The following is a 25,225-nucleotide window of genomic DNA, read 5'->3' on the forward strand; positions in this document are numbered from 1 at the left end:
GGCCTGGCTGCGCCGGTCCCCGGGCACGACGCAAGGAGAGCGATGGCCGACGACCGCAGGCGAGACGACGCCCGGCCCGGGGACCCGGCCGAGGGTGTCCGGATCATCGGGGCGGAGGAGGCCGCCGAGGCCATCGAGCGCGGGGACGTGGCCGAGCGCCGCGGCACCCACCTCCCGCGGTACGGCGACCGCCCGGCCCGACCGCCGGCCGGTCCCAAGCCGGCGCTGCGGTTCCCGCTGGGGGCCGACGACGACGCCGAGACGCCGTCGCTGCGCCCGGCCAAGGGCCAGCGCTTCGACCCCCGTCCGCCGCCGGCGTGGGACGAGCCCGACGTGCCCGACGACGACGACGCCGACCCGTGGCCGGCCGAGTCCACCTGGGGCGAGGCCGCCTGGGACGCCGACGAGCAGGCCGACGTCGTCGCCTGGACCCGAGGCGAGACCGGTGCCCAGCCGGTGGTGCCCCCGTCCGACACCCCGGCCGAGCCGGAGCTGTCCTGGGCCGAGGACTTCGTGGACGACGACGACCCCTGGGACGGCAGCTGGGACGAGCCCACGGGCGCGGTGCGCTGGGCCGACGACGTTGGGGAGACGGCCGACGCCGCCGCCGGCGGTGACGACGGTGACGACGGCCCGGTCCCGGAGGCGCCGGTCGTGATCCCCGAGCCGGTGGTCGACGTCCGCGACGAGCCCTCCGCCGCGGGCGCCCCGTTCGCACCCGAGCCGGCCGACGACGACTGGTCCGCCTTCGGCGCCGTCGAGGAGCCGCCCCGCCCGCGGCGGGGCCTGCTCGGCCGGTTGGGCCTCGGGTCGGCCGCGGCCGACGCGCCCGAGCCGGCGCCCACCCCCGACCCCCCGATCACCCCTGACCCCCCCACCCCTCCGATCACCCCCGACCCGATCGAGGATCTGACCGGCGACGAGGCCACCGACGCCATGCCCAGCATCCCCGACCCGCCCGCCCCTCCTCCGTCCCCGCCGGCGGGCGACGACGGTGACGACGCCCCCGAGGCCGGCGCGTCGCTCTGGGCGCCAGGCGCCGACGACCTGGAGGCCGCCGAGGGCCCCCCGCCTCCCGACGCCGACGCCGACGCTGAGGCCGACGCCGACGCCGACGCCGACGCCGAGCCCGACGACGCCGAGGCCGCCGGGCTCGCCGCGTGGGGCGAGCCCAGCTGGGGCATCGACGAGGCGGCGACGGCGGAGCCCCCCGCCGAGGGCGCCTCGCCGCTCTTCACCCCCGATGGCGGCTGGGCCGACGACGACAAGGTCTTCGACTTCGGCGACGAGCCGTCGGGCCAGGTGGAGCTGCCGCACTGGACCGAGCCCGGCACTGGCGAGCTGCCCCGCATCCTCGCCGGCGACGACGACGCCACCTCGGCCCCCAGCGGGTCGACGCCCGCCGCCCACTGGCGCAGCCACGACGGCGCCTGGGGGCACGACGGCTTCGACGACCTCACCGACGACGACGAGGTGCGCGTCGGGGCCATGGACCTCGACCGGCCCCACGAGGAGGAGCTGTTCGACTTCGACGAGCTCGACGAGGTCGGCTCCGAGCCGCCCGAGGCCCCCGCGCCGACGGTGGCACCGGTGGGCCGCCGGCTGGCGCCGGCCCGGCCCGTCCCCGAGCCCGGTGACCACGGCGGCGGCGCCGGTCGCAACCTGGGCATCGCCACCGCCGTCGGGGTCGGCGCCGCCGTCCTCGCCGGCGTCCTCCTGTACCTCGGGTCCGCCTTCGTGCTCGTCCTCGTCGCCGCGGTCCTCGTGGTCGGCATGGGCGAGTTCCAGGCTGCGGCGCAGCGCGCCGGCTACCGCCCGGCCAGCCTCCTGGGGCTGGCCGCCGCCGCCCTCTACCCCCTGGCCGTGTACTGGAAGGGCATCGAGGCCTACCCGCTGCTCGCGGTCGTCACCGTCATGGCCGCCCTGGCGTGGCACCTGGTCGGGGCCGACGGCGACGCGCGGGTGGTCGAGAGCATCGGCGTCACCCTGTTCGGCGTGGCGTGGATCGCCGGCCTGGGATCCTTCGCCGCCTTGCTCCTGGCCCAGTCCGACGGGCGGGGCATGTTCCTCACCGCGGTCCTGGCGGCCGTGGGCTACGACGTCGGTGGTCTGATCATCGGGCGCACGTTCGGCAGGAGACCGCTGTCGGGGGTCAGCCCCAACAAGACGCTCGAGGGCCTCCTGGGCGGGATCGGCCTCTCGTTCTTCGCGGTGGTGGTCGTCGTCGGGCTGTTCGGGATCGCGCCGTGGGACGACATCGGTGACGCCGCCCTGATCGGGCTGCTGGCCATGCTCGCCGCCCCCCTGGGCGACATCTGCGAGTCCCTGGTCAAGCGGGACCTCGGGGTCAAGGACATGGGGAACCTGCTCCCCGAGCACGGTGGCCTCCTCGACCGCTTCGACGGGCTGCTGTTCGTCCTGCCCACGGTCTTCTACGCCGCCATGCTCTTCGAGCTCGCCCCCTTCTGACCGGGACGGCCGCATCGTGACCACCGTCGCCCTGGCCGGTTCGACCGGGTCGATCGGCACCCAGACGCTCGAGGTCGTCGCCGCCGAGCCCGAGCGCTACCAGGTGGTGGCGCTGGGCGCCGGCGGGGGCCAGGTCGACCTGCTGGTCACCCAGGCCCGGGCCACCGGCGCCGCCGTCGTCGCCGTCGCCGACGAGACCAAGGCGCTGGAGGTCGAGGCCGCCCTGCCGGGGGTCGAGGTCCGGGCCGGGACCAAGGGGCTGGCCAGCCTGGGCGCCGAGGCCGACGTGTGCGTCAACGGCGTCGTCGGCTTCGCCGGCCTCGAGGTCACCCTGGCCACGCTCGAGGCCGGGCGCCGCCTGGCCCTGGCCAACAAGGAGTCGCTGATCGCCGGCGCCCCGGTGGTCCAGCCCGCCCGCCGCACGCCGGGGGCCGAGATCGTCCCCGTCGACAGCGAGCACTGCGCCATCCACATGTGCCTGCGCTCGGGGGACCCCACCGGGCCCGACCGCGTCGCCCGCATCGTGCTGACGGCGAGCGGGGGACCGTTCCGGGGCCGGAGCCGGGCCGACCTGGCCCAGGTCACCGTGGACGAGGCCCTCGCCCACCCCACCTGGTCGATGGGCCCCAAGATCACCGTCGACAGCTCGACGCTGATGAACAAGGGCCTGGAGGTCATCGAGGCCCACGAGCTGTTCGGCACCCCCTACGACGCCATCGAGGTCGTGGTCCACCCCCAGTCGATCATCCACTCGATGGTCGAGTTCACCGACGGCGCCACCGTGGCCCAGCTCTCGCTCCCGGACATGCGGCTGCCCATCGGCTACGCCCTGGCCCACCCGGATCGGCTGGCCGCCCCCTTCGGGCGCATCGACTGGGGCCAGCTGTCCCGGCTGGACTTCGAGCCCCCCGACCTCGACGCCTTCCCCTGCCTGCGCCTGGCCTACGAGGCCGGCCGGGCGGGCGGGGGCACGCCGGCGCTGCTCAACGCGGCCAACGAGGTGGCGGTCGAGGCCTTCCTGGGGGGTGCCCTCACCTGGTCGGGCATCCCTGACGTCCTGGAGGAGGTCCTCTCCCGGCATGATGGGGGAGACCCCGACAGCGTCGAGGCCGTGATCGAGACCGACCGGAGGGGCCGCGCCGCGGCCCGCACGGTCATCGCGGGACGGTCGTAGCCGACGAGAGGCACCGATGAGCGAGCGAAGCAGGCGGCCCGGATGACAGCCCCCCAGACCGACCCCCGGCCGTCCCCGGCCGAGCCGCCCCGGCGCCCGGCCGAGGCCGTCGAGCAGGTCGCCGGCGAGCCGGACGGGCAGATGACGCTCGGGCAGTGGGTCCGCCTGGGCGTGGTCGCCGCCCTGCTCGTCGTCCTCACCGCGTCGACGGGGGTCTACGGCCTCCTGATGGTGCTCGGCATCGTCGTGATGATCACCCTGCACGAGCTGGGCCACTTCGTGATGGCCCGCCGGGCCGGGATGAAGTGCACCGAGTTCTTCCTGGGCTTCGGGCCCAAGATCTGGTCGGTGCGGCGGGGCGAGACCGAGTACGGCCTCAAGCTCATCCCGGCCGGGGCCTACGTGAAGATCGTCGGCATGCACGACATCGAGGAGGTCGACCCGGCCGACGAGCCCAAGACCTACCGCCAGCAGCCGTTCTGGCAGCGCTTCGGCGTGGCCGTCGCCGGTTCCACCGTGCACTTCGTCCTGGCCCTGGGCCTGATCTACGCCCTGCTCGTCGGCTTCGGGCTCTCGGGCGGGTCCATCACCGATCGCTACGACGCCAAGTGGCGGGTCGGCAGCGTGTCGGAGGACAGCGCTGCGGCCGAGGCCGGGCTGCAGGAGGGCGACGACGTCGTCGCCATCGACGGCGAGCGCCTGGCCACCTTCGAGGACCTCCGCCAGGTCGTGGCCGACAAGCCCGAGGAGCAGGTCGTCCTCACCGTCGCCCGCGACGGCGAGGAGCGCGAGGTCGCGGTCACGCTGGGCCGCAACCCCGACGACGCCGAGGTCGGCTTCCTGGGGATCGGCCAGACCATCCCCGTCGAGAAGCTCGGCGTGGTCGAGGGCATCCCGGCGACGGTGCGCGAGTTCGGATCGGTGGCCAAGCTGTCGGTCGAGGGCCTGGGCAACTTCTTCACCCCCTCGGGGATCTCCGACTACAGCCGCCAGGTGCGCGACGCCCGCGACGAGCCCGCCGCCACCTCGTCGGACGCGCCGTCGTCGTCCTCGGCCGCGGCCGAGGACTCCGACGCGAACGAGAACCGGCTCCTGTCGCTGCTCGGGGTCTTCCGCATCGGGGTCGACGCCGGGGAGACCGGGGGCGTGGCCAGCCTCGTCCTGCTGTTCGCCTTCATCAACATCTTCATCGGCCTGTTCAACCTGGTGCCGCTGCTGCCCTTCGACGGCGGCCACGTGGTGATCGCCATCTACGAGAAGGTCCAGGAGTGGCGCCGTCGCGACGGGCGCCGCTACCTGGCCGACGTGGGCAAGCTGATCCCCATGACCTACGCGGTCGTGTTCGTGCTGGGCCTGATCTTCGTGTCGTCGCTGTACCTCGACCTCGTGAACCCGGCGCAGGTGAACTAGTGGAGGTCCGCACCACCGCCGACCGGCGGCCGACCCGCGCCGTCACCCTGGCCCACTCCCGCAGCCCGGTCACCGTGGGCGGGGGCGCACCGGTGTCGGTCCAGTCGATGACGACCACCAAGACGGCCGACGTCGACGGCACCCTCCAGCAGATCTACGCCCTCGCGGCCGCCGGCGCCGACATCGTCCGGTGCACGTGCAACGACGCCGAGGCGGCCGCCGGCCTGGCCCGGATCGTGCCCCGCTCGCCGGTCCCGCTGGTGGCCGACATCCACCACAACCACCGCATGGGCCTCGCCGCCCTCGAGGCCGGGGTGGCCTGCCTGCGCCTGAACCCCGGCAACATCCGCCGCCCCGAGCACATCAAGGCCGTCGCCTCCGAGTGCCGCGACCGGGGCGTGCCCATCCGCATCGGCGTCAACGGCGGCTCGCTCGACCCCAAGCTGTACGAGAAGCACGGCGGCACCGTGACCCCCGAGGCCATGGTCGAGTCGGCCCAGATCGAGCTGGCCCACTTCGCCGAGGTCGACTTCTTCGACGTGAAGATCTCGGTGAAGGCGTCCAGCGTCCCGCTCATGATCGACGCCTACCGGCTGCTGTCCGAGACGGTCGACCACCCCCTCCACCTCGGCGTCACCGAGGCCGGCCCGCTGCCCGGCGGCCTGGTGAAGTCGTCGGCCGGCATCGGCACCCTCCTGGCCGAGGGCATCGGCGACACCATCCGCTACTCGCTCACCGCCGACCCGGTCGAGGAGGCCAAGGCCGGCCGGATGCTGCTCGAGGCCCTGGGCCTGCGCGAGCGCAAGAACGTCGACCTGATCGCCTGCCCCAGCTGCGGCCGGGCCGAGATCGACGTGATCGAGGTGGCGCGGCAGGCCCAGGAGGCCTTCGCCGACAAGCAGATCCCGCTCCAGGTGGCGGTCATGGGCTGCGTCGTCAACGGTCCGGGTGAGGCCCGCGACGCCGACATCGGCATCGCCGCCGGCAACAAGCGTGGCCACCTGTTCGTCAAGGGCAAGAACGTCGCCGTCGTGCCCGAGGACGAGATGGTCGACGCCCTCGTGGACTGGGCCACCTTCATCGCCGAGAACGGTGCCGACGCCGCCATCGCCCGGGTCGACACCACCGTCGCCGCCCGGGAGGCCGAGCGCGACCGCCAGCGCCTCCTCCGGGAGCAGGGCGACGACGTCAACATGAGCGAGCAGAAGGTCCAGCTCATCCAGAAGAACCTGGGCTGAGGGGCTGGCGGACCGGACGCGACGTGCCACGCCGCGTCCCCCGTCGCCGGGCTGTGGCTAGCCGCCGGCGTCCATCTCGAGGGCGGCGCGGTAGCGGGCCAGCTCGTTGGGCTCGTAGATGACCGGGTCCGGCAGCTCGGGGGCGTAGTCCTCGAGGTGGGCGTGGAGCCGTTCGACCTCCTCGGGGCGGGTGGCCCAGAACTGGAAGCTCCGGTCGTAGGCGGTGAACGGGTCCCGGGGGAGCAGCCACGTGCCGACGAGGATCCAGCTGTCGGGCACCTCGCCCAGGAGGTTGGTCGGGTAGATGGCGGCGACGGCGACGCCGCGCCGCTGCACGAGCTCGGCCCAGAACGCCTTGCGGGCCTCCGCGTCGCGGATCTCCCGGCGGGCGACGAGCACCTCGTGGTCGCCGAGGCCGTAGAAGTCGGTGAGCGGGCCCTCGTGGAAGAGGCTGATGTAGCCCAGCTCCCCGGTGGCGACCGGCTCCCCGTCGTAGTAGCGGTCGAGGAACCGGGCCGCCTGGTAGCGCTGCTCGTAGGTGTCGGCCACCCCGCGAGGGGCCTCGACCGTCAGGGCGACCTTGGTCGTGGTGGTGAGGAGCAGCACGAGGACCAGGAGCGGGACGAGGTGGGGCCGGCTCGCCCGCAGCGATGCCGGGATGTCCCGGGCGGCCCACGCCAGGGCCACCAGGGCCAGGCCGATCAGGTAGATCTGGTAGCGGTCGTACCAGCCGACCTGGGCGAGGGTGACGTGGAGGGCGGCGGTGACGGCCACGGCCGTGCCGAGGGTCGCCCACCGGGTGCGGGCCCGCCAGCCGAGGATCGCCAGCACGATGCAGGCGCCGACCAGGACCGTGAGGAGCGGGTCGAGCGTCAGCCGATCCATCACCTCGCGAGGTTCGGGGAACCGGTCGGCGCCGTTGATCGACTCGCTCTTGGCGGCCACCGAGCTGGGCAGCAGGTCCTGACCCATGGCCTTGTTGACCAGCCCGTAGGCGAGGAGCGGGACGCCCGACGCCAGGCCGAGCCCGACGACCCGGCGGGCGACCGGTCGCCACGGCAGGGGCGCGGCGCGCCCCCACGGGAGGGCGTCGAGGACGAGGGCGGCGCCGACGCCGGCGGCCACGAAGGCCGTCTCCAGCCGGGTCAGGGTGGCGACCACGATCAGGGCGTAGGGGAGGGCGGCGCGCCCTCGTGTCGCCGCCGGACCCGGGCGCAGCAGCAGGGGCACGGCGACGAGCAGGAGGGCCAGGTGGAGCACGTGCTCCATCCCCACCATGGCGGCGGCGGGGAGGAACAAGACGACGACGGCGATCACCACGGTGGCGAGGACGTCGAGCGGGTGGCGCGCCGACGGGTGCAGTGCGGTCTGGTGCCGGGCCACCAGGCCCAGGACGGCGAACCCGGCGACGACGTTGAGGACGAAGGCGAGCGCCTCCTCGCCGGCCGGCAGCACCAGCACGCCGATCGCCAGCACCGCCGTCCAGACCGGCGACGACGACGCCGACTCGAAGTGCCCGGGCACGACGCCCCACGTCCCGTGCTCGGCGACGTTGCGGGCGATGGCCAGGTGGATGGCCGGGTCGTCGAGCACGTAGACGAGCCGTCCGTCGCTGACCCGCAGGCAGGCGAGCAGCACGACCCCGGTGACGAGGGCGTAGGCGCCGGCCGCCCAGCGGAAGAAGGCCCGGGCCTCGTCCGTCGGCAGGAGCCGGTGCACGGTCGCGGTGATGGGGGCTCCTGGGGCGGCGGGGGTGGGCGGGCCCGCAGGAGCGGACGGCGCCGGGGCTCGCCGAGGATACGGGACCGGGCCGGGCGCCGGTGGATGCCCGGCGGTGTTCGTCCCGTTGCGGACCGCGTCGGTAGAGTCAGCCGACGTGGCTCTCGCCGACGCGCCCGCGCTCCCCCTCGCCCCGCACCGTGCGACGCACGGAGGCTCCCGTGCGTGACGGAGCCGGTGGCGCCCAGTCGGTGCTGGTGCTGGGCGGCGCCTCCGACATCGCCCTGGCCACGGTGCGCCGGCTGGTCGCCGACCGCTGCCGCCGGGTGGTGCTCGCCGGTCGTCCGTCCGCCGCGCTCGACGCCGCGGCCGAGACGGTGCGGGGCGACGGCGCCGAGGTGGAGGTGGTCGCCTTCGACGCCGCCGACACCGTGGGGCACCCCAAGGTCATCGGCGACGTGTTCGCCACCGGCGACATCGACGTGGTGATCCTCGCCTTCGGCGTCCTCGGCGACCAGGTCGTCTTCGACGAGGACCACGCCGCCGCCGTCGACGCCGTGACCGTCAACTACACCGGCGCCGTCTCCGCCGGCCTGGCCGTCGCCGACTGCCTGCGGGCCCAGGGCCACGGCACCCTGGTCGTGCTGTCCTCGGTCGCCGGCGTGCGCGTCCGGAAGGACAACTTCGTCTACGGCTCGACCAAGGCCGGCCTCGACGGCTTCGCCCAGGGCCTCGGGGACGCCCTCCAGGGCAGCGGCGCCCGCGTGATGGTCGTCCGTCCCGGGTTCGTCACCACCAAGATGACCGAGGGCATGGACCCGGCGCCGTTCTCCACGACCGCCGAGAAGGTCGCCGCCGACATCGAGAACGGGCTGCGCCGGGGGAGCCACACGGTGTGGTCGCCCGCCGTCCTCCAGGCCGTCTTCGGGGTCCTGCGGCTGGTGCCCCGGCCCCTGTGGCGACGCCTGGCCGCGCGGTGAGCGGGCGCGCCACCGACGCCACCCGCCGCTCGCGCCCCCTCCCGCTGGCCGTCCTGGTCGCCTGCCGTCCCAAGCAGTGGACCAAGAACCTGCTGGTGCTGGCGGCGCCCGGTGCCGCAGGCGTCCTCGGCCAGGCCGACGCCGTCGCCGCCACGGTCGCCGCGTTCGTGGCGTTCAGCCTCGCCGCCAGCGCGACCTACCTCCTGAACGACGCCGGCGACGTCGAGGCCGACCGGGCCCACGCCACCAAGCGCCACCGTCCCATCGCCGCCGGCGAGCTGTCGGTCCCGCTGGCCCGGGGCCTGGCGGTCGCCTTCGCCGTGGCCGGGGCGGCCGTCGCCCTCTCGGTGCGGTGGCAGCTGCTCGCCGTGCTCGCCGGCTACGTGGCCCTCACCACCACCTACACGCTCGTGCTCAAGCACGTCGTGCTGCTCGACGTCATCGCCCTGGCGTCGGGGTTCGTGCTGCGCGCCGTCGCCGGTGCGGTCGCCGCCGACGTGCCCATCTCCGACTGGTTCTTCATCGTCACCTCGTTCGGGTCCCTGTTCATGGCCGTCGGCAAGCGCCACGCCGAGGTCGTGACCATGGGCGACGACGCCGGGTCGCACCGCAAGGTCCTCGACGGCTACTCGCCCAGCTTCCTCGCCCACCTGCGGGCGGTCAGCTCCGGGGTGGTTCTCGTCGCCTACTGCCTGTGGGCCTTCGAGCGGGCCGACCTCACCGGGCTGTCCGTCCCGTGGTACCAGATGTCCATCGTGCCGTTCACCACCGCCGTGCTCCGCTACGCCCAGCTCCTCGACACCGGGGAGGGCGGCGCGCCCGAGGAGCTGGTGCTCGCCGACCGGATGCTGCTCGGCGCCGGGGCCGTCTGGGCCGCCGTCTTCGGCATCGGGGTGCTGGCGGCATGAGGGGCGACCGATGAGGCCCGGTGCCCGGCGCGAGCTGGCGGGGTGGGGGAGGACCACGCCCTCGGCGGCCGAGGTGCTCACCCCCGTGACCGCCGAGGAGGCGGCGGCCGTCGTCGCCGCCGCCCCGCGCCGCGGCGTCGTGGCCCGGGGCCTGGGCCGGAGCTACGGCGACGCGGCCCAGAACGCCGGCGGCGCCGTCATCGATGCCACCGCCTTCGGCGGGGTCCTGGCCTTCGACGAGGAGACCGGCCTGCTCACCGTGTCCGCCGGCACCAGCCTCGAGCAGCTCATGCGCTGGCTCGTGCCCCGGGGCTGGTTCGTCCCCGTCACCCCCGGGACCCGCCACGTCACCGTGGGCGGCGCCATCGCCTCGGACATCCACGGCAAGAACCACCACCGCGCCGGGACCTGGTGCGCCCACGTGCGCCGGATCACCATGGCCACGCCGGCCGACGGTCCCGTCACCGTGTCACCCGACGTCGACGCCGACCTGTTCTGGGCCACCGCCGGCGGCATGGGGCTCACCGGCGTCGTCCTCGACGCCACCGTCCAGATGAGCCCGATCGCCACCAGCCGGGCGATCGTCGACACCGACCGCACCGACACCCTCGCCGACTGCATGGACCTGCTCTCGGCCGGCGACGCGGACTACGAGTACACCGTGGCGTGGGTCGACCTGCTGCCGCTGCGGGGCCAGGTGGGGCGGTCGGTCATCACCCGGGGCCGCTTCGCCGAGGTCGACGAGCTGCCGGCGCCGTCGCGGCGCGAGCCGCTCGCCTTCGGCCCGCAGGCGCTGGCCACGGTGCCGCCCATCGTCCCCGGCGGGCTGCTGAACCGCTGGACCGTCCAGGCGTTCAACGAGGCCTGGTTCCGGAAGGCGCCCCGCCGGCGGAGCGACGAGATCCAGAGCATCTCCCGCTTCTTCCACCCGCTCGACGGCATCGACGAGTGGAACCGGCTCCACGGCCCCCGGGGCTTCCTCCAGTGGCAGATCGTCGTCCCGTTCGGGGCCGAGGACGTGCTGCACGACATCGCCGACGCCTTCGCCGCCGCCAAGGTGCCGACCCTGATCGGTGTGCTCAAGCGGTTCGGGGCGGCCAACCCGGGGCCGTTGTCGTTCCCCATCCCGGGCTGGACGCTGTCGCTCGACATCCCCGCGGCGGCCCACGGGCTGGGCCCGCTCCTCGACCGGCTCGACGCCCAGGTCGTCGAGGCCGGCGGTCGGATCTACCTGGCCAAGGACTCCCGGGTGCGGCCCGAGCTCATGCCGGTCATGTACCCGCGGCTCGACGAGTGGCGGGCGGTGCGCCGCCGGGTCGACCCCGACGCCGTCCTCCAGAGCGACCTCGGCCGCCGTCTCGGCCTGTGAGCGGGGGTCGGGCCCGCTAGCGCCAGACGACGGCGTAGAGCACCGAGACGGCGACGCCGAGGACCATGAGCACGATCGACACCGGCTTGACCCACGGGTGCTGGTCGGTGATCGAGTCGACGTTGGCCTTCCTCTTGGCGTAGGCGAGGAGCCGCTCGGCCCACGACACCTCGGTGGCGAGGATGCCGAGCCCGGCGATGACCACCACGATGCCGGGCCCGGGCAGGACCAGCATGCCCAGCCCGGCCAGCGTCACCAGCGTGCCGAAGGCGATGATCGCCATGCGCACGATGATGTTGCGCTTGGCCTCCTCGACCGTGCGCTCCCGCCGGCCGGTGTCCCGCTCGGCGTCGACGGCGGCGGCGCGGTACCGCTCGCGCCGCTCCTCCCGCAGGCGGAGTCGTTCCTCGGCGGTCAGCTGATCGTCGGCCACCCCGGCATCATGCCCCGCCGGCGGGCACGACCTGCCCGCGGATGTCGGCCGGGTGGATGCGGCGCCGGAAGGTGGCGCTCATCCGCGGCCCGGCCCGGGCGACCTTGGGGACGCAGTGCTGCCAGGTGTGCTGGCAGGTGCCCCCCATGACGAGCAGGTCGCCGGAGAGGAGGTCGAAGGCGCGGGACGGCCCGCCGCCGGCGGGGCGGAGCAGGAACCGGCGGGGCGAGCCCAGCGACAGCACCACCACGATGGTGGCGGGGCGCTCCCGCTCGAAGCGATCGCCGTGCCAGGCCACCGAGTCCCGGCCGTCGCGGTAGAGGTTGCACCCGATGGCGTCGAAGCCGCGCTGGTAGCGGGCGTCGAGGACGGGGAGGAGGGCGACGAGCGCCGCCGGCGCCGCCTCGAGGCGACGCTCGGGCTGCTCCTCGTCGCCCCACCAGGCCGAGAGGCGGGGCTCGGTGACCAGGTTGCCGTACATCGCCACCTCCCGCTGGCCCCACCGGACGGTGTCGACCAGCTCGGTGAACAGGGCGTCGGCGCCGGCGAGCCAGCCCGGCGCGTGGTCGACCCACGCCCCGTCGCCCAGGTCGATGCGCTCGGCGGTGGCGAAGTCCGCGTCCGGCTCCGGGGCCCCGGTCGCCAGCAGGGAGGGCTGGAACGTCAGCTCCACGGGCATGACCGAGAGCGTACACGTGTTCGCCGTCGGGTCGGTGGGAGGGGGTCGGGCGCGCCTCACCTACCATCGCCGCCATGGCCAAGCCTCCCGTCCTCACGCCCCAGGCCGACGACTTCCCCCGCTGGTACCAGGACGTCGTGGCCAAGGCCGAGCTCGGCGACAACGGCCCCGCCCGGGGCACCCAGGTCATCCGGCCCTACGGCTTCGCCATCTGGGAGCGGATGGTCGCGGCCGTCGACGAGCGCATCAAGCTGACGGGGGCCGAGAACGTCTCGTTCCCGTCGCTGATCCCCCAGAGCTACCTGACCCGCGAGGCCGAGCACGTCGAGGGCTTCGCCCCCGAGCTGGCCGTCGTCACCATGGGTGGCGGCAAGGAGCTGGAGGAGCCGCTCGTGGTGCGGCCCACCTCCGAGACCATCTTCGGCGAGTACATGGCCAAGTGGGTCGACTCCTGGCGCGACCTGCCCCTGCTCCTCAACCAGTGGTGCAACATCGTGCGCTGGGAGCTCCGGCCCCGGTTGTTCCTGCGCTCGAGCGAGTTCCTCTGGCAGGAGGGCCACACCGCCCACGTCGACCAGCGGGATGCCGCGGCCTACGCCTACACGATCCTCCGCGACGTCTACGAGGACTTCATGGTGAAGGAGCTGGCCATCCCGGTCCTGGTCGGCCGCAAGACGCCCGACGAGCGCTTCCCGGGGGCCATCAACACCACGACGTGCGAGGCGATGATGGGCGACGGCAAGGCCCTGCAGATGGGCACCAGCCACGAGCTGGGCCAGAACTTCGCCAAGGTGTTCGACATCGCCTACCAGGACGCCGAGGGCACCCAGCAGCTGGCGTGGACCACGTCGTGGGGCGTCTCGACCCGGATGATGGGCGGGCTGATCATGGCCCACGGCGACGATGCCGGGCTGCGGGTCCCGCCCCGGGTCGCGCCCATCCAGGTCGTCGTGCTGGTCGTGCGCGACGGCGACGGCGTGGCCGAGCGGGCCCAGCTGCTGGCCGAGGCCCTCCGCACCGCAGGGGTCCGCGTCACCGTCGACGCCCGCACCGACGTCGGCTTCGGTCGGCGGGCCACCACCTGGGAGCTCAAGGGCGTCCCCGTCCGCCTCGAGCTGGGCCCTCGCGACCTCGCCGACGAGCAGGCGACCCTCGTCCGCCGCGACCAGCAGGGCAAGGGCACCGTGCCCCTGAGCGGCCTGCCCGAGCGCGTGGTCGCCCTGCTCGACGAGATCCAGGACGCCATGCTCGCCACCGCTCGCCAGGTGCGCGACGACCGCACCGTCGAGGTGGCCACCGTCGACGAGGCGCTGGAGGCGGCCCGCACCGGGTTCGCCCGGATCCCGTGGGGGGCGCTCGACGACGACGGCCTGGCCCGGCTCAAGGCCGACGCCGTCACCGTCCGCTGCCTGCAGAGCCCCGAGGGCGACGTCGCCACCAGCGACGACGACCCCGAGAGCATCGCCACGGTGGCCCGCTCCTACTGACCTGCGGCGTCCATCCGGGGTTCAGACCAGGTTGACGAACTGTTGACGCGGCGGTCGAGCAGCGCGCGGGAGCGTGTGGCAGCCTGACCGCCGTCACACCACCGGTTCCCCCGAAGGCGGCATCCCCCGTGCACCTCTCCCTCCGGCGGCGCGCCCTCGGCGCGCTGGCCCTCCTCCTGGCCGTGGTCGGCTCGTCCGTGGTGGCCCCGTCGCCCGGTGCCGCCGTCGCCACCGACCTGCTGATCTCCGAGTACGTCGAGGGCAGCAGCAACAACAAGGCGATCGAGATCGAGAACAAGACCGGGGCACCGGTCGACCTGGCCGCCGGCGGGTACACGCTGCGCATCTACGCCAACGGCGCCACGGCGCCCGGCACCAGCACGCCCCTCACGGGCACCATCGCGGCCGGCGCCGTCTTCGTCATCGCCCACACCAGTGCCAGCACCGACCTCACGGCGGTGGCCGACGTCACCAGCGGGTCAGCGGTGAACTTCAACGGCGACGACGCCGTGGTGCTCACCAAGGGCGGTGACCCGGGGACGGTGGTCGACTCCATCGGCCAGGTCGGGGTCGACCCCGGCGCGGCGTGGGGGGCCGGTGACACCGTCACTGCGAACGCCACCCTCCGTCGGGCCGCGGCCAACGAGACCGCCGACACCGACACCTCCGACGCCTACGACCCGTCAGTGCAGTTCGCCGGGTTCCCGAGCGACACCTTCGTCGGCGTCGGCCAGCCCGGCGACGAGACCGCCGAGCCGCCCCCGCCCGACATCCGCACCATCGGGGAGATCCAGGGCGACGCCACCGGCCCGACCAGCCGGTCGCCCTTCGCCCCGGCCAGCGGCAACGGCGCCGGCCAGGAGGTCGTCACCAGCGGCGTCGTCACCGAGCGGAGCCTGGCCCGGACCTCCTCGGGCGGCTCCAACCACGGCTTCTGGATCCAGACGCCGGACGCCGAGGTCGACGCCGACCCCGACACCTCCGAGGGGATCTTCGTCTTCACCGGGTCCAGCCCGACGGTCGACGGCTACACACCGACCGTCGGTGACGCCGTCACCATCACGGCCAAGGCCGGCGAGTTCTTCTTCGCCACCCAGCTCACGTCGGTCACCGACGTGGTGCTCGACAGCAGCGGCAACCCGATCCCGGCCGCGGTCGAGGCCGACCCGCCCGAGGACGCGACCGAGGCCGGCGTCTACTGGGAGCGGCTCGAGGGCATGCAGGTCACGGTCCCGGCCGGCGCCAGCGTCACCGGCGGCCGCTCGGTCTTCCCGGGCTCGGCCGACTCCGAGATCTGGATGATCCGCGGCGACGACCCCCTCGTCGCCCGCGAGGACCCCTTCGCCCGGCGGACCTTCCGCGACGCCCACCCCCTCGACGCCCAGCCCGGCCTGTTCGACGACGGCAACGGCCAGCGCCTGCTGATCGGCCCGCAGGGGGTCAAGGCCGCTGCCGCCGACAGCACCGTGCTGCTGCCCCCGGCCCGCACCTTCGCCACCCTGGACGGCGCCGTGACCGGCGCCCTGAGCTACTCGTTCGAGAAGTACCGCATCGAGGTGGCGACCCCGCCGACGTTCACCGACGGCGTCGACCCGTCCACCAACGCCGCCCCGCAGGCGCCCGACCGGGCCACCGAGTACTCCGTCGGCAACATCAACGTCGAGAACCTCTACGACCGGCGCGACGACCCCACCGACGGCTGCGACTTCACCGACAACGCCGGCTGCCCCGGTGTCAGCCCGCCATTCGACTACGTCCCGGCCACCGACCAGGTCTACCTGGACCGCCTGGTGGGCCTGGCGAAGCAGATCGCCTTCGACCTCCACCTGCCCGACGTCGTCACCGTGCAGGAGGCCGAGGACCAGGACATCTGCTCGGCCGAGCCCGGTGGCGCGCTCACGTGCGACGGCGGTGACGGCAAGCCCGACACCGTCCAGGAGCTGGCGTTCATGCTGAACGACCAGGAGAACGGCGGCGCCGTGTACGACGTGGCCTCGGACCGCGACGGGGCCGACGACCGCGGCATCCACAACGCCTTCCTCTTCCGGGTCGACCGGGTCGAGCTGGCCACCCCCGGCGCCGACGATCCCGTGCTCGGCTCGACCCCCGGCGTCGAGTACCGCGACGATCCGCTGCCGTCCAACGCCGAGGTCGAGAACCCGAAGGCCCTCAACGCCGACCTCCCCGAGGACGTCGACACCAGCACCGGCACCGACGGCCCGAACGTGTACACCCGGGCAGCCCAGACCGGTCGCTTCCTCGTCTACCCGGAGACGGCCGGCGAGGGGACGCCCGTCGACCTGTGGGTGATCAACAACCACTTCTCGTCCGGACCCGACCGGCGCGTCGGCCAGCGACGGGAGCAGGCGGCCTACGCCGCCGCCATCTCGGAGGCCATCGCCGCCGAGGTGCCCGAGGCCCGGGTGATGGTCGCCGGCGACCTCAACGTCTTCCCCCGCCCCGACGACCCGATCCTGCCGCCGGAGGGGCCCAGCGACCAGCTCGCGCCCCTCTACGACGCCGGGCTCAACAGCCTGTGGGACGTGCTGGTGCAGGAGGCCCCGGCCGCGGCCTACTCCTACGTCTTCGAGGGCCAGGCCCAGACCCTCGACCAGCAGCTCGTCGACGACGCCCTGCTGGCCGAGCTGGTCGAGCAGCGGGTCGCCCACGTCAACGCCGACTGGGCCGCCGAGCACCAGCCCGTCACCGGCCGGGGGGTCAGCGACCACGACCCGTCCGTCGCCCGCTTCGCCTTCCCGGCCCCGCCGGTGCCGCAGCTCGGCGACGAGGACTTCGTCACCCAGCAGTTCGTCGACTTCGTGGGCCGCCCGCCCACGCCCAGCGAGCTCGAGGTGTTCACCGAGTCCCTCCAGGACGGCTCGCTCACCCGGGCCCGCCTCGCCGACAACCTGCGTCGCATCGCCTACGACCCGCCCCGGGCGCCGGTGATCCGCCTCTACGCCGCCGTGCTCGGGCGGCCGGCGGACCTGGCGGGGGTCGAGTACTGGACGGCGCGGATGCGCGCCGGGCTGACCATCCGGCAGGTGGCCCGCTTCTTCGTCGCCTCGCAGGAGTTCCGCACCACCTACGGGTCGCTGGACGACGCCGAGTTCGTCGAGCTGGTGTACCAGAACGTGCTGGGGCGCGAGCCCGACGCCGAGGGCGAGGCCTACTGGATCGGCCGCCTCGAGCGCGGTCTGACCCGGGCCAACATGATGGTCTCGTTCTCCGAGAGCCAGGAGCACAGGGACCTGTCCCGGCCCATGGTCGACGCCCTCGAGATCGTCTTCGGCCTGCTGGACCGCGACCCCACCCCGGCGGAGCTCGACTCGGCCGAGGCCCGGGTCGGCACCCTCGCCGGCCGCCTCGAGGTCATCGACGAGATCCTCACCTCCGCCGAGTACGCCGAGAGGGTCGGGGCCACGCCGTAGCGGCGAGATCGTCGGCCGGGCCCGGCGCCTGGCAACCTGAGGGTCCGGGCGACCACCCGACCACCGCGGCTGGTGGAGAGGTGGTCGCCCGGACCGCGTCCGGGCTCAGACCCGGGCGGTCTGGCGGTCGACGAGGGCGAGGAGGCGGGCCCGGTCGTCCGGGGCGGTGGCGGTGCCCGGCCAGCGCACGGTGCCCCGGACCCGGCGGTCGTGGTAGAGCGCGCCCGGCACGAGATCGCCCGCCGGCGCCGCCGCCGTCCAGACCAGCGAGTCGGCCCCCTCGGAGGGGGAGCGGAGGATCGGGCCCATCACCCGGTCGAAGCCGGGCAGGGCGTCGGTCACGCCCGGTGTGGCCGCCCACCCGGGGTGGACCGCGACCTGGAGGGGCGCCTCGCCGCGCCGCGTGGCCTCCGCCACCAGGTCGACCTGGGCCCGCTTGGCCTGGGCGTAGGCCCGGACCCCGTCCCAGGGCCGCGCCTCCCAGCCGGTGTCGTCGAGGTCCACGGCCTGGAGGTACATCCCCCCCGAGGTGACCCAGACGGCCCGGCCCAGGCCGTCGGCGAGGTCGGTGGCGAGGCGCCGGGTCAGGAGCCGGGGACCGACCACCATCGACGCCCAGATCGCCTCGAGGCCCTGTGGCGTCTCCCGCCTCTCCGGCGTGATGGCCCCGGCGGCGTGGACGATGACGTCGATGCGCCCGTGGACCTCGACGAGCGACGCGGCCAGGGCGTCGACGGCGTCGGTGTCGCCGACGTCCGCGGCCCGGAACGTCGCCCGCCCACCCGTCGCCTCGATGGCGTCGACGACGTCAGCCCCGCGCCCGGCGTCGCGCCCGACGACGTCGATGGACGCGCCCAGCCCGGCGAGGGCCTCGGCCGTCGCCCGTCCGAGGCCGGAGGTCCCGCCGGTGACGACGGCGACCTGGCCGGCCAGGGCCTCGCCGGGCGGCGGCTGCCACCGCTCCAGCCGGGAGCGGACGGCGATCCCGATCCGGCTGAAGCTGGGGACGACGGTGGCCTCGAGGGCGAGGTCGACGGCGCGGGCGAGGGGAGCGGGTGTCGGCATCGGGTGCGGTTCGACGCCACCCGGCACGGGGATGGGTCCCGGCGCCGGCCCTGCTCCCGGGGGTCGCCGGGCCGTCGGCGGGGTTCCACCGCTATGCTGTCGGGCCTCACCCAGCAGGGTGGGACGCTTGACGAGGCGTGGGCTCCGGCCCACGCCTTTTCTCTGGACGACGAGGAGGTGGAACCGTGACCGTCATCGACACCGTGCAGGCACTCGTCGAGCCCGTCTGCACCGCCGCCGGCCTCGAGCTCTTCGACATCGAGCTCGAGAGCGGGGTCCTGCGGATCACCGTCGACCAGGAGGGCGGTCTGCCCGTCGGCGCCCTCACCACGGTCACCCGCCAGATCTCCCGCCTCCTCGACGAGGACGACCCCATCCCCGGCCGCTACACCCTCGAGGTGTCGAGCCCGGGGCTCGAGCGCAAGCTCCGCACCCCCCTGCACTTCCAGCGCGCCGTGGGCGAGCTGGTCAGCATCCGCAGCAGCAACCGGGCCGAGGGAGGTCCCCGCCGGTTCCAGGGGACCCTCGTGGCGGCCGACGACGACGGCATCACCGTCGAGCCCGACGACGGCGGCGAGCCGGTGGCCCTCCGCCACGACCAGGTCGACAAGGCCCGCACGGTCTTCGTCTGGGACGCGGCCCCGCCGAAGAAGAACGACAAGACACGACCCCCCAGGAAGAAGGCAAAGCAGCCATGAGTCGCGAGCTGGACATGATGGAGGCCCTCCAGGCCCTGGCCGCGGACCGCGGCATCACGCTCGACACCCTGATGGGGGCGTTGGCCGACGCCATGGAGATGGCCTACGCCAAGATGCCGGGGGCCAAGGACTACGCCTGGGTCACGATCGACCCCGACACCTTCGACATCCGGGTCTGGTCCCAGGACCTCGACGAGGACGGCGAGCCCTTCGGCGACGTCGTCGACGTGACCCCGCCCGACTTCGGCCGCATCGCGGCCCAGACGGCCCGCCAGGTGATGAACCAGCGCCTGCGCGAGGTCGACCGGGAGATGAAGTACGAGGAGTACTCCGGCCGCGAGGGCGACATCGTCACCGGCATCATCCAGCAGGGCGACTCCCGGTACACGCTCCTCGAGCTGAACCGCGGCGTCGAGGCCCTGCTGCCCCAGGCCGAGCAGGTCCCCCACGAGCGCCCCCAGGCGAACTCCCGCCTCAAGGCCTACATCGTCGAGGTCCGCAAGACCGCCAAGGGCCCGCAGATCGTCGTCAGCCGCACCCACCCGGGCCTCATCAAGCGCCTCTTCGAGATGGAGGTGCCCGAGATCGCCGAGGGCATCGTCGAGATCAAGGCCTGCGCCCGCGAGCCCGGGCACCGGACCAAGATCGCGGTCTGGTCGAACGACACCAACGTCGACCCCGTCGGTGCCTGCGTCGGCGCCCGTGGCGCCCGCGTCCGGATGGTCGTCAACGAGCTCAACGGCGAGAAGATCGACATCGTCCCCTTCACCGACGTCCCCGAGGACCTGGTGGCCAAGGCCCTGGCCCCGGCCAAGGTGAAGGAGGTCCGCCTCGACTACGACACCGGCACCGCCACCGTCATCGTCCCGGACTTCCAGCTCTCGCTGGCCATCGGCAAGGAGGGGCAGAACGCCCGCCTCGCCGCCCGCCTGTCGGGCTGGCGCGTCGACATCAAGAGCGAGACGCAGCTGGCCGAGGAGGAGGCCTACGCCAACCAGGACTGGGCCGAGGGCGAGTGGGTCACCGACGCCAAGACCGGCGAGCAGGTCTGGCAGCCGGCCGACGGCAGCGAGGCCCTGTCGGCCGAGGCCTGGGCCGAGGCCACCGAGGCGATCGAGGCCGAGGCCGCGGGGGAGGGCGCGACCGAGGAGGTCAGCGTCGACCCCGAGGTCAGCGGGGACGAGTCCGCGGTGAGCGGCGAGGAGGCGGCCGAGGCCGACGTCGAGGAGGCCGTCGAGGTCCCGGACCCGGCCGACGACGCCCCGACGACCCCCGAGGCGGCCATCGCCGAGGGCGTGGTCGAGGACCCGGCCGACGACGACCCCGACGAGGCCCCGGCGCCGGTGGCGGCCGAGGGGCCCGAGGTCGGCGACACGGGGCCCGTCACCTGACGAGCCCCCCGCAGCGCACCTGCATCGGCTGCCGCCGCACCACGGCGGCGGCCGAGCTGGTGCGCGTCGCGCGCACGGCCGACGGCGGGCTCCGCATCGGCCCCGGGCCCGGGCGCGGGGCGTGGTTGTGCCCCGACGCCGCGTGCGTGGCCGCGGCGGCCAAGCGCCGAGCGTTCCCCAAGGCCCTCCGGGGCGCCGTCGCCGACGAGGCGATCGCCGCCCTGCGCGTGGCGATCGCCGGCTGACCCGGCACACTGGAGGACCGTGCCCGACCGCCTGGCGGTCGAGCACCCCCACCACCCCACGTCCTGACGTCCCGCTGTCGATGGCTTCGCCGGCTGCCGGCCGGGTGCGCGAGGATGGAAGACCCGTGCGTCCACGGGACTGAACACCGAAGGGCTGGCAACCGACCTTGCCGAAGAAGATCCGCGTCCACGAGCTCGCCAAGGAGCTAGGCCTCACCAACAAGGAGGCGCTCGACCTCTGCGCGGGTCTGGGCATGGACGTCAAGACCCACTCCTCGGGTGTCGAGGAGGCTCAGGCCGACCGGGCCCGCCGCAAGGCACACCGCGAGGGCATGGTCCGCGAGGTGCAGCCCGACGAGCCCGCCAAGGCGCCGAAGAAGGCGTCGGGCAAGGCCAAGGCGGCCAACGCCGCCGCCGACGCCGCCCCGCCGGCCACCGCGCCCCCCGCCGCCGCCCCGGCTCCCGAGGCCCCCGCCCCGGAGGCGCCCGCCGCCCCTGCGGCCGAGGCTCCGGCGCCGGCCCCCGAGGCGCCCGCCGCCCCGGCCCGGCCCACGCCGCAGGCCCCGCCCCGGCCGCCCGCCGACGCGCCGGCGCCCCCGCCTCCGCCTCGGCCGGCGCCGCCCGACCCCAGCCGCCTGGTGACCTCCAGCGGCTCGGGCCGCCCGCCCCGCCCGGCCCCCGCCCCCGAGGCGCCGGCCGCCCGCCCGCCCCGAGCCGCCCCGCCCGGGTGCGCCCGGCCCCGGCAGCCCGCCGCCCCCCGGCGGCCCCGCCGCCCCCGGCGGTGCCGCCCCGCAGGGTCCCGCGGCGCGCAGCGCCCGCCCCGCGCCCCCGCCCCGCCCGACGCCCGACATGGCGCCGCGCAGCGGCTCGGGCAAGCCCATCCCGCCGCCCCCCGGCCCGCCCCGGGGCATGTCCGGCCGACCCATCCCGCCGCCGCCCGGTCTGGGTGGGCGCGGCCCGGCCCCGACGCGCCCCGGTGGTCCCGGCCGCCCCGGTGGCCCCAGCCGCCCCGGTGGGCCGAGCCGTCCCGGTGCCGGCCCGAGCCGTCCCGGTGGCGCCATGGGCGGTCCCCCGCCCGGTGGTGGCCCCGGCGGCGGTCCCGGCCGCCCCGGCGGTCCCGCCGGTCGTCGTCCCCCGCGTCGCAAGGGGCGCCGCCGTCGCAACCGCGAAGAGCTGCGGCCCATGGACATGCCGGAGTACACGCCGGCCGAGGCGCCCGTCCCCGAGGGCGAGATCGTCATCGAGCGCGGGTCGACCCCGCAGGAGATCGGTCCCAAGCTCAACCGGACGGCCGCCGACGTGGTGCGCTTCCTCATGGCCGAGGGCGAGATGGTCACCGCGACCCAGTCCCTCACCGACGAGATGATCGAGCTGTTCGCGGTCGACGTCGGGGCCGAGGTCCGTCTCGCCGATCCCGGCGAGGAGGAGGAGGTCGAGCTCCAGAAGCGCCTCGGCGTCGAGGACCTCGAGGACGACGACGATGACGAGGACGTCATCGAGCGCCCACCGGTCATCACCGTCATGGGCCACGTCGACCACGGCAAGACCAAGCTCCTCGACCAGATCCGCAACGCCAACGTGGTCGCCGGCGAGGCCGGTGGCATCACCCAGCACATCGGCGCCTACCAGGTCGAGAAGGACGGTCGGCTGATCACCTTCATCGACACTCCCGGTCACGAGGCCTTCTCGGCCATGCGGGCCCGGGGCGCCGATGCGACCGACATCGTCGTCCTGGTCGTGGCGGCCGACGACGGCGTCATGCCCCAGACCCTCGAGGCCCTCGACCACGCCAAGGCGGCCGGCGTCCCCATCGTCGTGGCGATCAACAAGATCGACCGCGAGAGCGCCGACCCCCAGCGGGTGATGAGCCAGCTGGCCGAGCGCGACCTCGTCCCCGAGGCGTGGGGCGGCGACACGATCATGGTCGAGGTCTCGGCCCTCCAGAACCTCGGCATCGACGACCTGCTCGAGCAGCTCGTCGTCGTGGCCGACATCGAGGAGCTGACCGCCAACCCCGGCGGCCGGGCCAAGGGCGTCGTGCTCGAGTCCCACCTCGACGTGGGCCGTGGCCCCGTCGCCTCGCTCCTGGTCGAGCGGGGCACGCTGAAGGTCGGTGACCCGCTGGTCGCCGGCGCGGCGTGGGGCCGGGTGCGGGCGATCATCGACGACAAGGGCAAGCAGCTCAAGGAGGCGGGCCCCTCCACGCCCGTCGAGGTGCTGGGCCTGTCCGACGTGGCCGTCGCCGGCGACGACTTCGTGGTCGCCCCCGACGACAAGACCGCCCGCCAGGTCGCCGACCAGCGCGAGCACTACCAGCGGGTCGCCTCCATCTCGGGTTCGGCCGCCGTCGCCTCCGGCGGCATGAAGCTGGAGGACATCTTCAGCCAGATCCAGGCCGGCGAGGCGGCGACGCTCAACGTCATCGTCAAGGCCGACGTGAACGGCTCGCTCGAGGCGGTCACCGAGAGCCTGAAGAAGCTCGAGCGCGACGAGGTGAAGCTGGCCTTCGCCCGCCGCGGCGTCGGGGGCGTCACCAAGGACGACATCCAGCTGGCCGTGGCCACCAACGCCACGATCATCGGGTTCAACGTCCGCCCCGACCGCCTCGCCCGCGAGCTCGCCGCCCAGGAGGGCGTCGAGATCCGGACCTACGAGATCATCTACAAGCTCATCGAGGACATCGAGAGCGCAATGGTCGGCATGCTGGCTCCGGAGTTCGAGGAGGTCGTCACCGGCGAGGCCGAGGTCCGGGAGATCTTCCGGGTCCCCCGCATCGGCGCCATCGCGGGCTGCTACGTCACCAACGGCACCATCACCCGTGGGTCCAAGGTCCGCTTCCTCCGCGAGGGCACCATCATCTGGAAGGGCGCCATCAACTCGCTCAAGCGGTTCAAGGACGACGTGCGTGAGGTCCAGGCCGGCTACGAGTGCGGCATCGGCCTCACCGACTTCCAGGACCTCAAGCAGGGCGACATCATCGAGACCTACGAGGATCGCGAGATCCCCAGGTCCTAGACGTGCCTCGCTGGCGCCCTCCCCGCTCCTCCGAGCCGGGTGGGCGCCAGCGGCGCGTCCGGGCTGGGGCGCGCCGGTGACCCGCCGGGTGGGGCGGGTCACCGGGGGTCGGGGGTGTGGTGCCGTGGTGGGCTGCCCGCGTCAGGCGGCGGGTTCTCAGGTCCCGGTGCGGGCGTGGCCTGACCCGCCGGGCGGGTGGCCGGGGGCCCGGGTGGGGACGAAGGAGACGCAGTCCTTGTGGAGCCGTTCGCCGGTGGGTCCGTCGTAGGGGGGCACCTGGGGCATGTCGGCCGACCGGGGCACGTTGGGTCTGCCCGCTCGGTCGAGGACGAGGCCGTGGCGGTTGGTGAACACCAACCCGTCGGGGTCATCGGCGTTGCCGACGATGCCGAGCTCGCCTTGGTGGTGCAGGCGGTGGTGGTGGGCGCACAGGCAGCACAGGTTCCAGGTCACGGTCTCGCCGTCGTCTTCCCAGTGGACGATGTGGTGGACCTGCAACCAGAGGGTCTGGTCGCAGCCCGGGACCCGGCACCGGTACCCGTCGCGCTTCTCGACCAGGCGCCGGATCCGCCGCGGTGGGGTGCGGTGGTGACGGCTCGTGGCCACCGGGACCGAGCCCTCGGTCCAGACGATCTCGATGTCGCAGTCGCACAACAGGTACCGGCGCAACCACGACGGCAAGGTCGGCCCGGCGTGCATCTCGGCCCGCCAGGTGTCCCCACAGCCCTCCGCGGGTCGCTCGAGGTGCAGATGCACCGCCGTGCGGGCGGCGGTCTCAGCACCGGTGGCGTCGGTGGCGTTCACCACGTTGGCCATCCCGACGAGCGCATCGGCCCACCCCACCCGCCCGACCCCCAGCTCGGCATCGGTCCCCGTGGTCGGGCGCCCCTCAGCCTCTGCCGTGTCTTGGGCGGCTTGGCGGGCGGCCCGGTGGAGACGGTCCCGGGTGGTGGCCAGGGCCTCCTCGACGACCTTGCCCTCCTCCGCTCCCAGGCGGATCCTCGCCCACCACTGACCATCCTCATCCGAGCCGAAGGCCACCTCCCGATGGGTGACCTTGGCCGGGCGGTCCATGGCATCGAGGTCGAAGCAGTACTCACGGGTCGCGGTCACGATCTGCGGGACCGTGGCGTTGACCGCCAGCTCGCACACCGAGGCCTCGAACTCCGCCGGGGTGTAGCGGGCCACCGTCGCCGCCTGATCGAGCGACAACCGGCCCTCGGCCAGGAGGCCCAAGGTGATCGGCAGCTCCGGGGACCGGATGGCCAGACGCAGGACCTGCCGGGCCGTGTGCCGCGACAGGCCCGCCTTCCACATCAACCACTGCACCGGAGAGTGGATCCCCCACCCCTGCCAGAACCCCTCCCGGAGCGCCTCCGCCGCCAGCGCCACCAGACCCCCGTCGCTGGCGTTGCGCACCCCCGCCGCCGAGGCCACCCGCGCCTCGAACCCCTCGACGACCGCCCTCGGCTTCTCCCTCTCCACCATCTCGATCGTCAACATCGCCATACCCC

18 protein-coding genes and 1 pseudogene are annotated in these 25,225 nt (G+C 74.2%); 14 read left to right on the forward strand and 5 right to left on the reverse strand.

Going from position 1 to position 25,225, the window contains the following annotated elements:
- Nucleotides 1–42: 42 nt before the first annotated feature.
- From HC251_RS09535 to ispG, 4 genes are read left to right on the forward strand one after another with little or no spacing between them, the layout of a single operon-like run.
- On the forward strand, nucleotides 43–2,469 hold the full coding sequence (locus HC251_RS09535) for a phosphatidate cytidylyltransferase (protein ID WP_219945063.1): 2,427 nt from the start codon (nucleotides 43–45) through the stop codon (nucleotides 2,467–2,469).
- 13 nt (nucleotides 2,470–2,482) lie between these two features.
- A complete protein-coding gene (dxr, locus tag HC251_RS09540) occupies nucleotides 2,483–3,643 on the forward strand; it encodes a 1-deoxy-D-xylulose-5-phosphate reductoisomerase (protein WP_219945657.1) in 1,161 nt (386 codons plus the stop codon).
- A 42-nt stretch (nucleotides 3,644–3,685) separates the two neighbouring features.
- Nucleotides 3,686–5,053: an RIP metalloprotease gene (locus HC251_RS09545; RefSeq protein WP_219945064.1), complete on the forward strand. Its 1,368-nt coding sequence runs from the start codon at nucleotides 3,686–3,688 to the stop codon at nucleotides 5,051–5,053.
- Nucleotides 5,053–6,291: a flavodoxin-dependent (E)-4-hydroxy-3-methylbut-2-enyl-diphosphate synthase gene (ispG, locus tag HC251_RS09550; protein WP_219945065.1), complete on the forward strand. Its 1,239-nt coding sequence runs from the start codon at nucleotides 5,053–5,055 to the stop codon at nucleotides 6,289–6,291. Before HC251_RS09545 ends, ispG begins: the two co-directional genes overlap by 1 nt.
- Before the next feature lie 57 nt (nucleotides 6,292–6,348).
- Here the strand turns inward: ispG and HC251_RS09555 are convergent, their stop codons facing one another.
- A complete protein-coding gene (locus HC251_RS09555) occupies nucleotides 6,349–8,010 on the reverse strand; it encodes a hypothetical protein (RefSeq protein WP_219945066.1) in 1,662 nt (553 codons plus the stop codon).
- A 221-nt stretch (nucleotides 8,011–8,231) separates the two neighbouring features.
- Here HC251_RS09555 and HC251_RS09560 point away from each other — a divergent pair, with 221 nt between their 5' ends.
- The 3 genes from HC251_RS09560 to HC251_RS09570 are packed head-to-tail and all read left to right on the forward strand — an operon-like array spanning nucleotide 8,232 to nucleotide 11,267.
- The gene (locus tag HC251_RS09560) at nucleotides 8,232–8,990 is read left to right on the forward strand and encodes a decaprenylphospho-beta-D-erythro-pentofuranosid-2-ulose 2-reductase (RefSeq protein ID WP_219945067.1); all 759 of its coding nucleotides are present in this window, start codon (nucleotides 8,232–8,234) and stop codon (nucleotides 8,988–8,990) included.
- The gene (locus HC251_RS09565) at nucleotides 8,987–9,898 is read left to right on the forward strand and encodes a decaprenyl-phosphate phosphoribosyltransferase (RefSeq protein WP_219945068.1); all 912 of its coding nucleotides are present in this window, start codon (nucleotides 8,987–8,989) and stop codon (nucleotides 9,896–9,898) included. The genes HC251_RS09560 and HC251_RS09565 overlap by 4 nt, the downstream gene beginning before the upstream one ends.
- Before the next feature lie 10 nt (nucleotides 9,899–9,908).
- Entirely contained in the window at nucleotides 9,909–11,267 is a 1,359-nt protein-coding gene (locus tag HC251_RS09570; RefSeq protein ID WP_219945069.1) for an FAD-binding protein, read from the forward strand.
- Nucleotides 11,268–11,283: 16 nt separating this feature from the next.
- Here HC251_RS09570 and HC251_RS09575 read toward each other — a convergent pair whose 3' ends face one another.
- Together HC251_RS09575 and HC251_RS09580 are read right to left on the reverse strand one after the other, a co-directional pair.
- Entirely contained in the window at nucleotides 11,284–11,700 is a 417-nt protein-coding gene (locus HC251_RS09575; RefSeq protein ID WP_219945070.1) for a PGPGW domain-containing protein, read from the reverse strand.
- A gap of 7 nt (nucleotides 11,701–11,707) precedes the next feature.
- A complete protein-coding gene (locus tag HC251_RS09580) occupies nucleotides 11,708–12,379 on the reverse strand; it encodes an alpha-ketoglutarate-dependent dioxygenase AlkB (protein ID WP_219945071.1) in 672 nt (223 codons plus the stop codon).
- A gap of 74 nt (nucleotides 12,380–12,453) precedes the next feature.
- Between HC251_RS09580 and proS the strand changes: the two genes are divergently transcribed.
- Together proS and HC251_RS09590 are read left to right on the forward strand one after the other, a co-directional pair.
- Complete coding sequence (gene proS, locus HC251_RS09585) at nucleotides 12,454–13,866, forward strand: proline--tRNA ligase (RefSeq protein WP_219945072.1); 1,413 nt, start codon at nucleotides 12,454–12,456, stop codon at nucleotides 13,864–13,866.
- 128 nt (nucleotides 13,867–13,994) lie between these two features.
- The gene (locus HC251_RS09590; RefSeq protein ID WP_219945073.1) at nucleotides 13,995–17,297 is read left to right on the forward strand and encodes a DUF4214 domain-containing protein; all 3,303 of its coding nucleotides are present in this window, start codon (nucleotides 13,995–13,997) and stop codon (nucleotides 17,295–17,297) included.
- A gap of 105 nt (nucleotides 17,298–17,402) precedes the next feature.
- Here the strand turns inward: HC251_RS09590 and HC251_RS09595 are convergent, their stop codons facing one another.
- Nucleotides 17,403–18,362 carry an SDR family NAD(P)-dependent oxidoreductase gene (locus HC251_RS09595; protein WP_219945074.1) on the reverse strand — a complete coding sequence of 320 codons (960 nt, stop codon included), beginning with the start codon at nucleotides 18,360–18,362 and terminating at the stop codon, nucleotides 17,403–17,405.
- Between the two features lie 185 nt (nucleotides 18,363–18,547).
- Here HC251_RS09595 and rimP point away from each other — a divergent pair, with 185 nt between their 5' ends.
- The 5 genes and pseudogenes from rimP to infB all read left to right on the forward strand — a co-directional run bounded on the left by rimP (nucleotide 18,548) and on the right by infB (nucleotide 23,711).
- Complete coding sequence (gene rimP, locus HC251_RS09600; RefSeq protein ID WP_219945075.1) at nucleotides 18,548–19,060, forward strand: ribosome maturation factor RimP; 513 nt, start codon at nucleotides 18,548–18,550, stop codon at nucleotides 19,058–19,060.
- Complete coding sequence (nusA, locus tag HC251_RS09605) at nucleotides 19,057–20,451, forward strand: transcription termination factor NusA (RefSeq protein WP_219945076.1); 1,395 nt, start codon at nucleotides 19,057–19,059, stop codon at nucleotides 20,449–20,451. The genes rimP and nusA overlap by 4 nt, the downstream gene beginning before the upstream one ends.
- Nucleotides 20,452–20,474: 23 nt before the next feature.
- Entirely contained in the window at nucleotides 20,475–20,696 is a 222-nt protein-coding gene (locus tag HC251_RS09610; RefSeq protein ID WP_255566717.1) for a YlxR family protein, read from the forward strand.
- Between the two features lie 167 nt (nucleotides 20,697–20,863).
- Nucleotides 20,864–20,938 (forward strand): annotated as a pseudogene (locus HC251_RS25555) (translation initiation factor IF-2 N-terminal domain-containing protein); the annotation flags it as partial.
- Nucleotides 20,939–21,878: 940 nt separating this feature from the next.
- Nucleotides 21,879–23,711: a translation initiation factor IF-2 gene (gene infB / locus HC251_RS09620; RefSeq protein WP_255566657.1), complete on the forward strand. Its 1,833-nt coding sequence runs from the start codon at nucleotides 21,879–21,881 to the stop codon at nucleotides 23,709–23,711.
- Nucleotides 23,712–23,867: 156 nt separating this feature from the next.
- On the opposite strand, the gene HC251_RS09625 is transcribed toward infB, so the two are convergent.
- A complete protein-coding gene (locus HC251_RS09625) occupies nucleotides 23,868–25,220 on the reverse strand; it encodes an HNH endonuclease signature motif containing protein (protein ID WP_219945078.1) in 1,353 nt (450 codons plus the stop codon).
- Between the last annotated feature and the right edge of the window lie 5 nt (nucleotides 25,221–25,225).

Origin of the sequence: Iamia sp. SCSIO 61187, from assembly GCF_019443745.1 — a bacterium.
Taxonomy (GTDB): domain Bacteria; phylum Actinomycetota; class Acidimicrobiia; order Acidimicrobiales; family Iamiaceae; genus Iamia.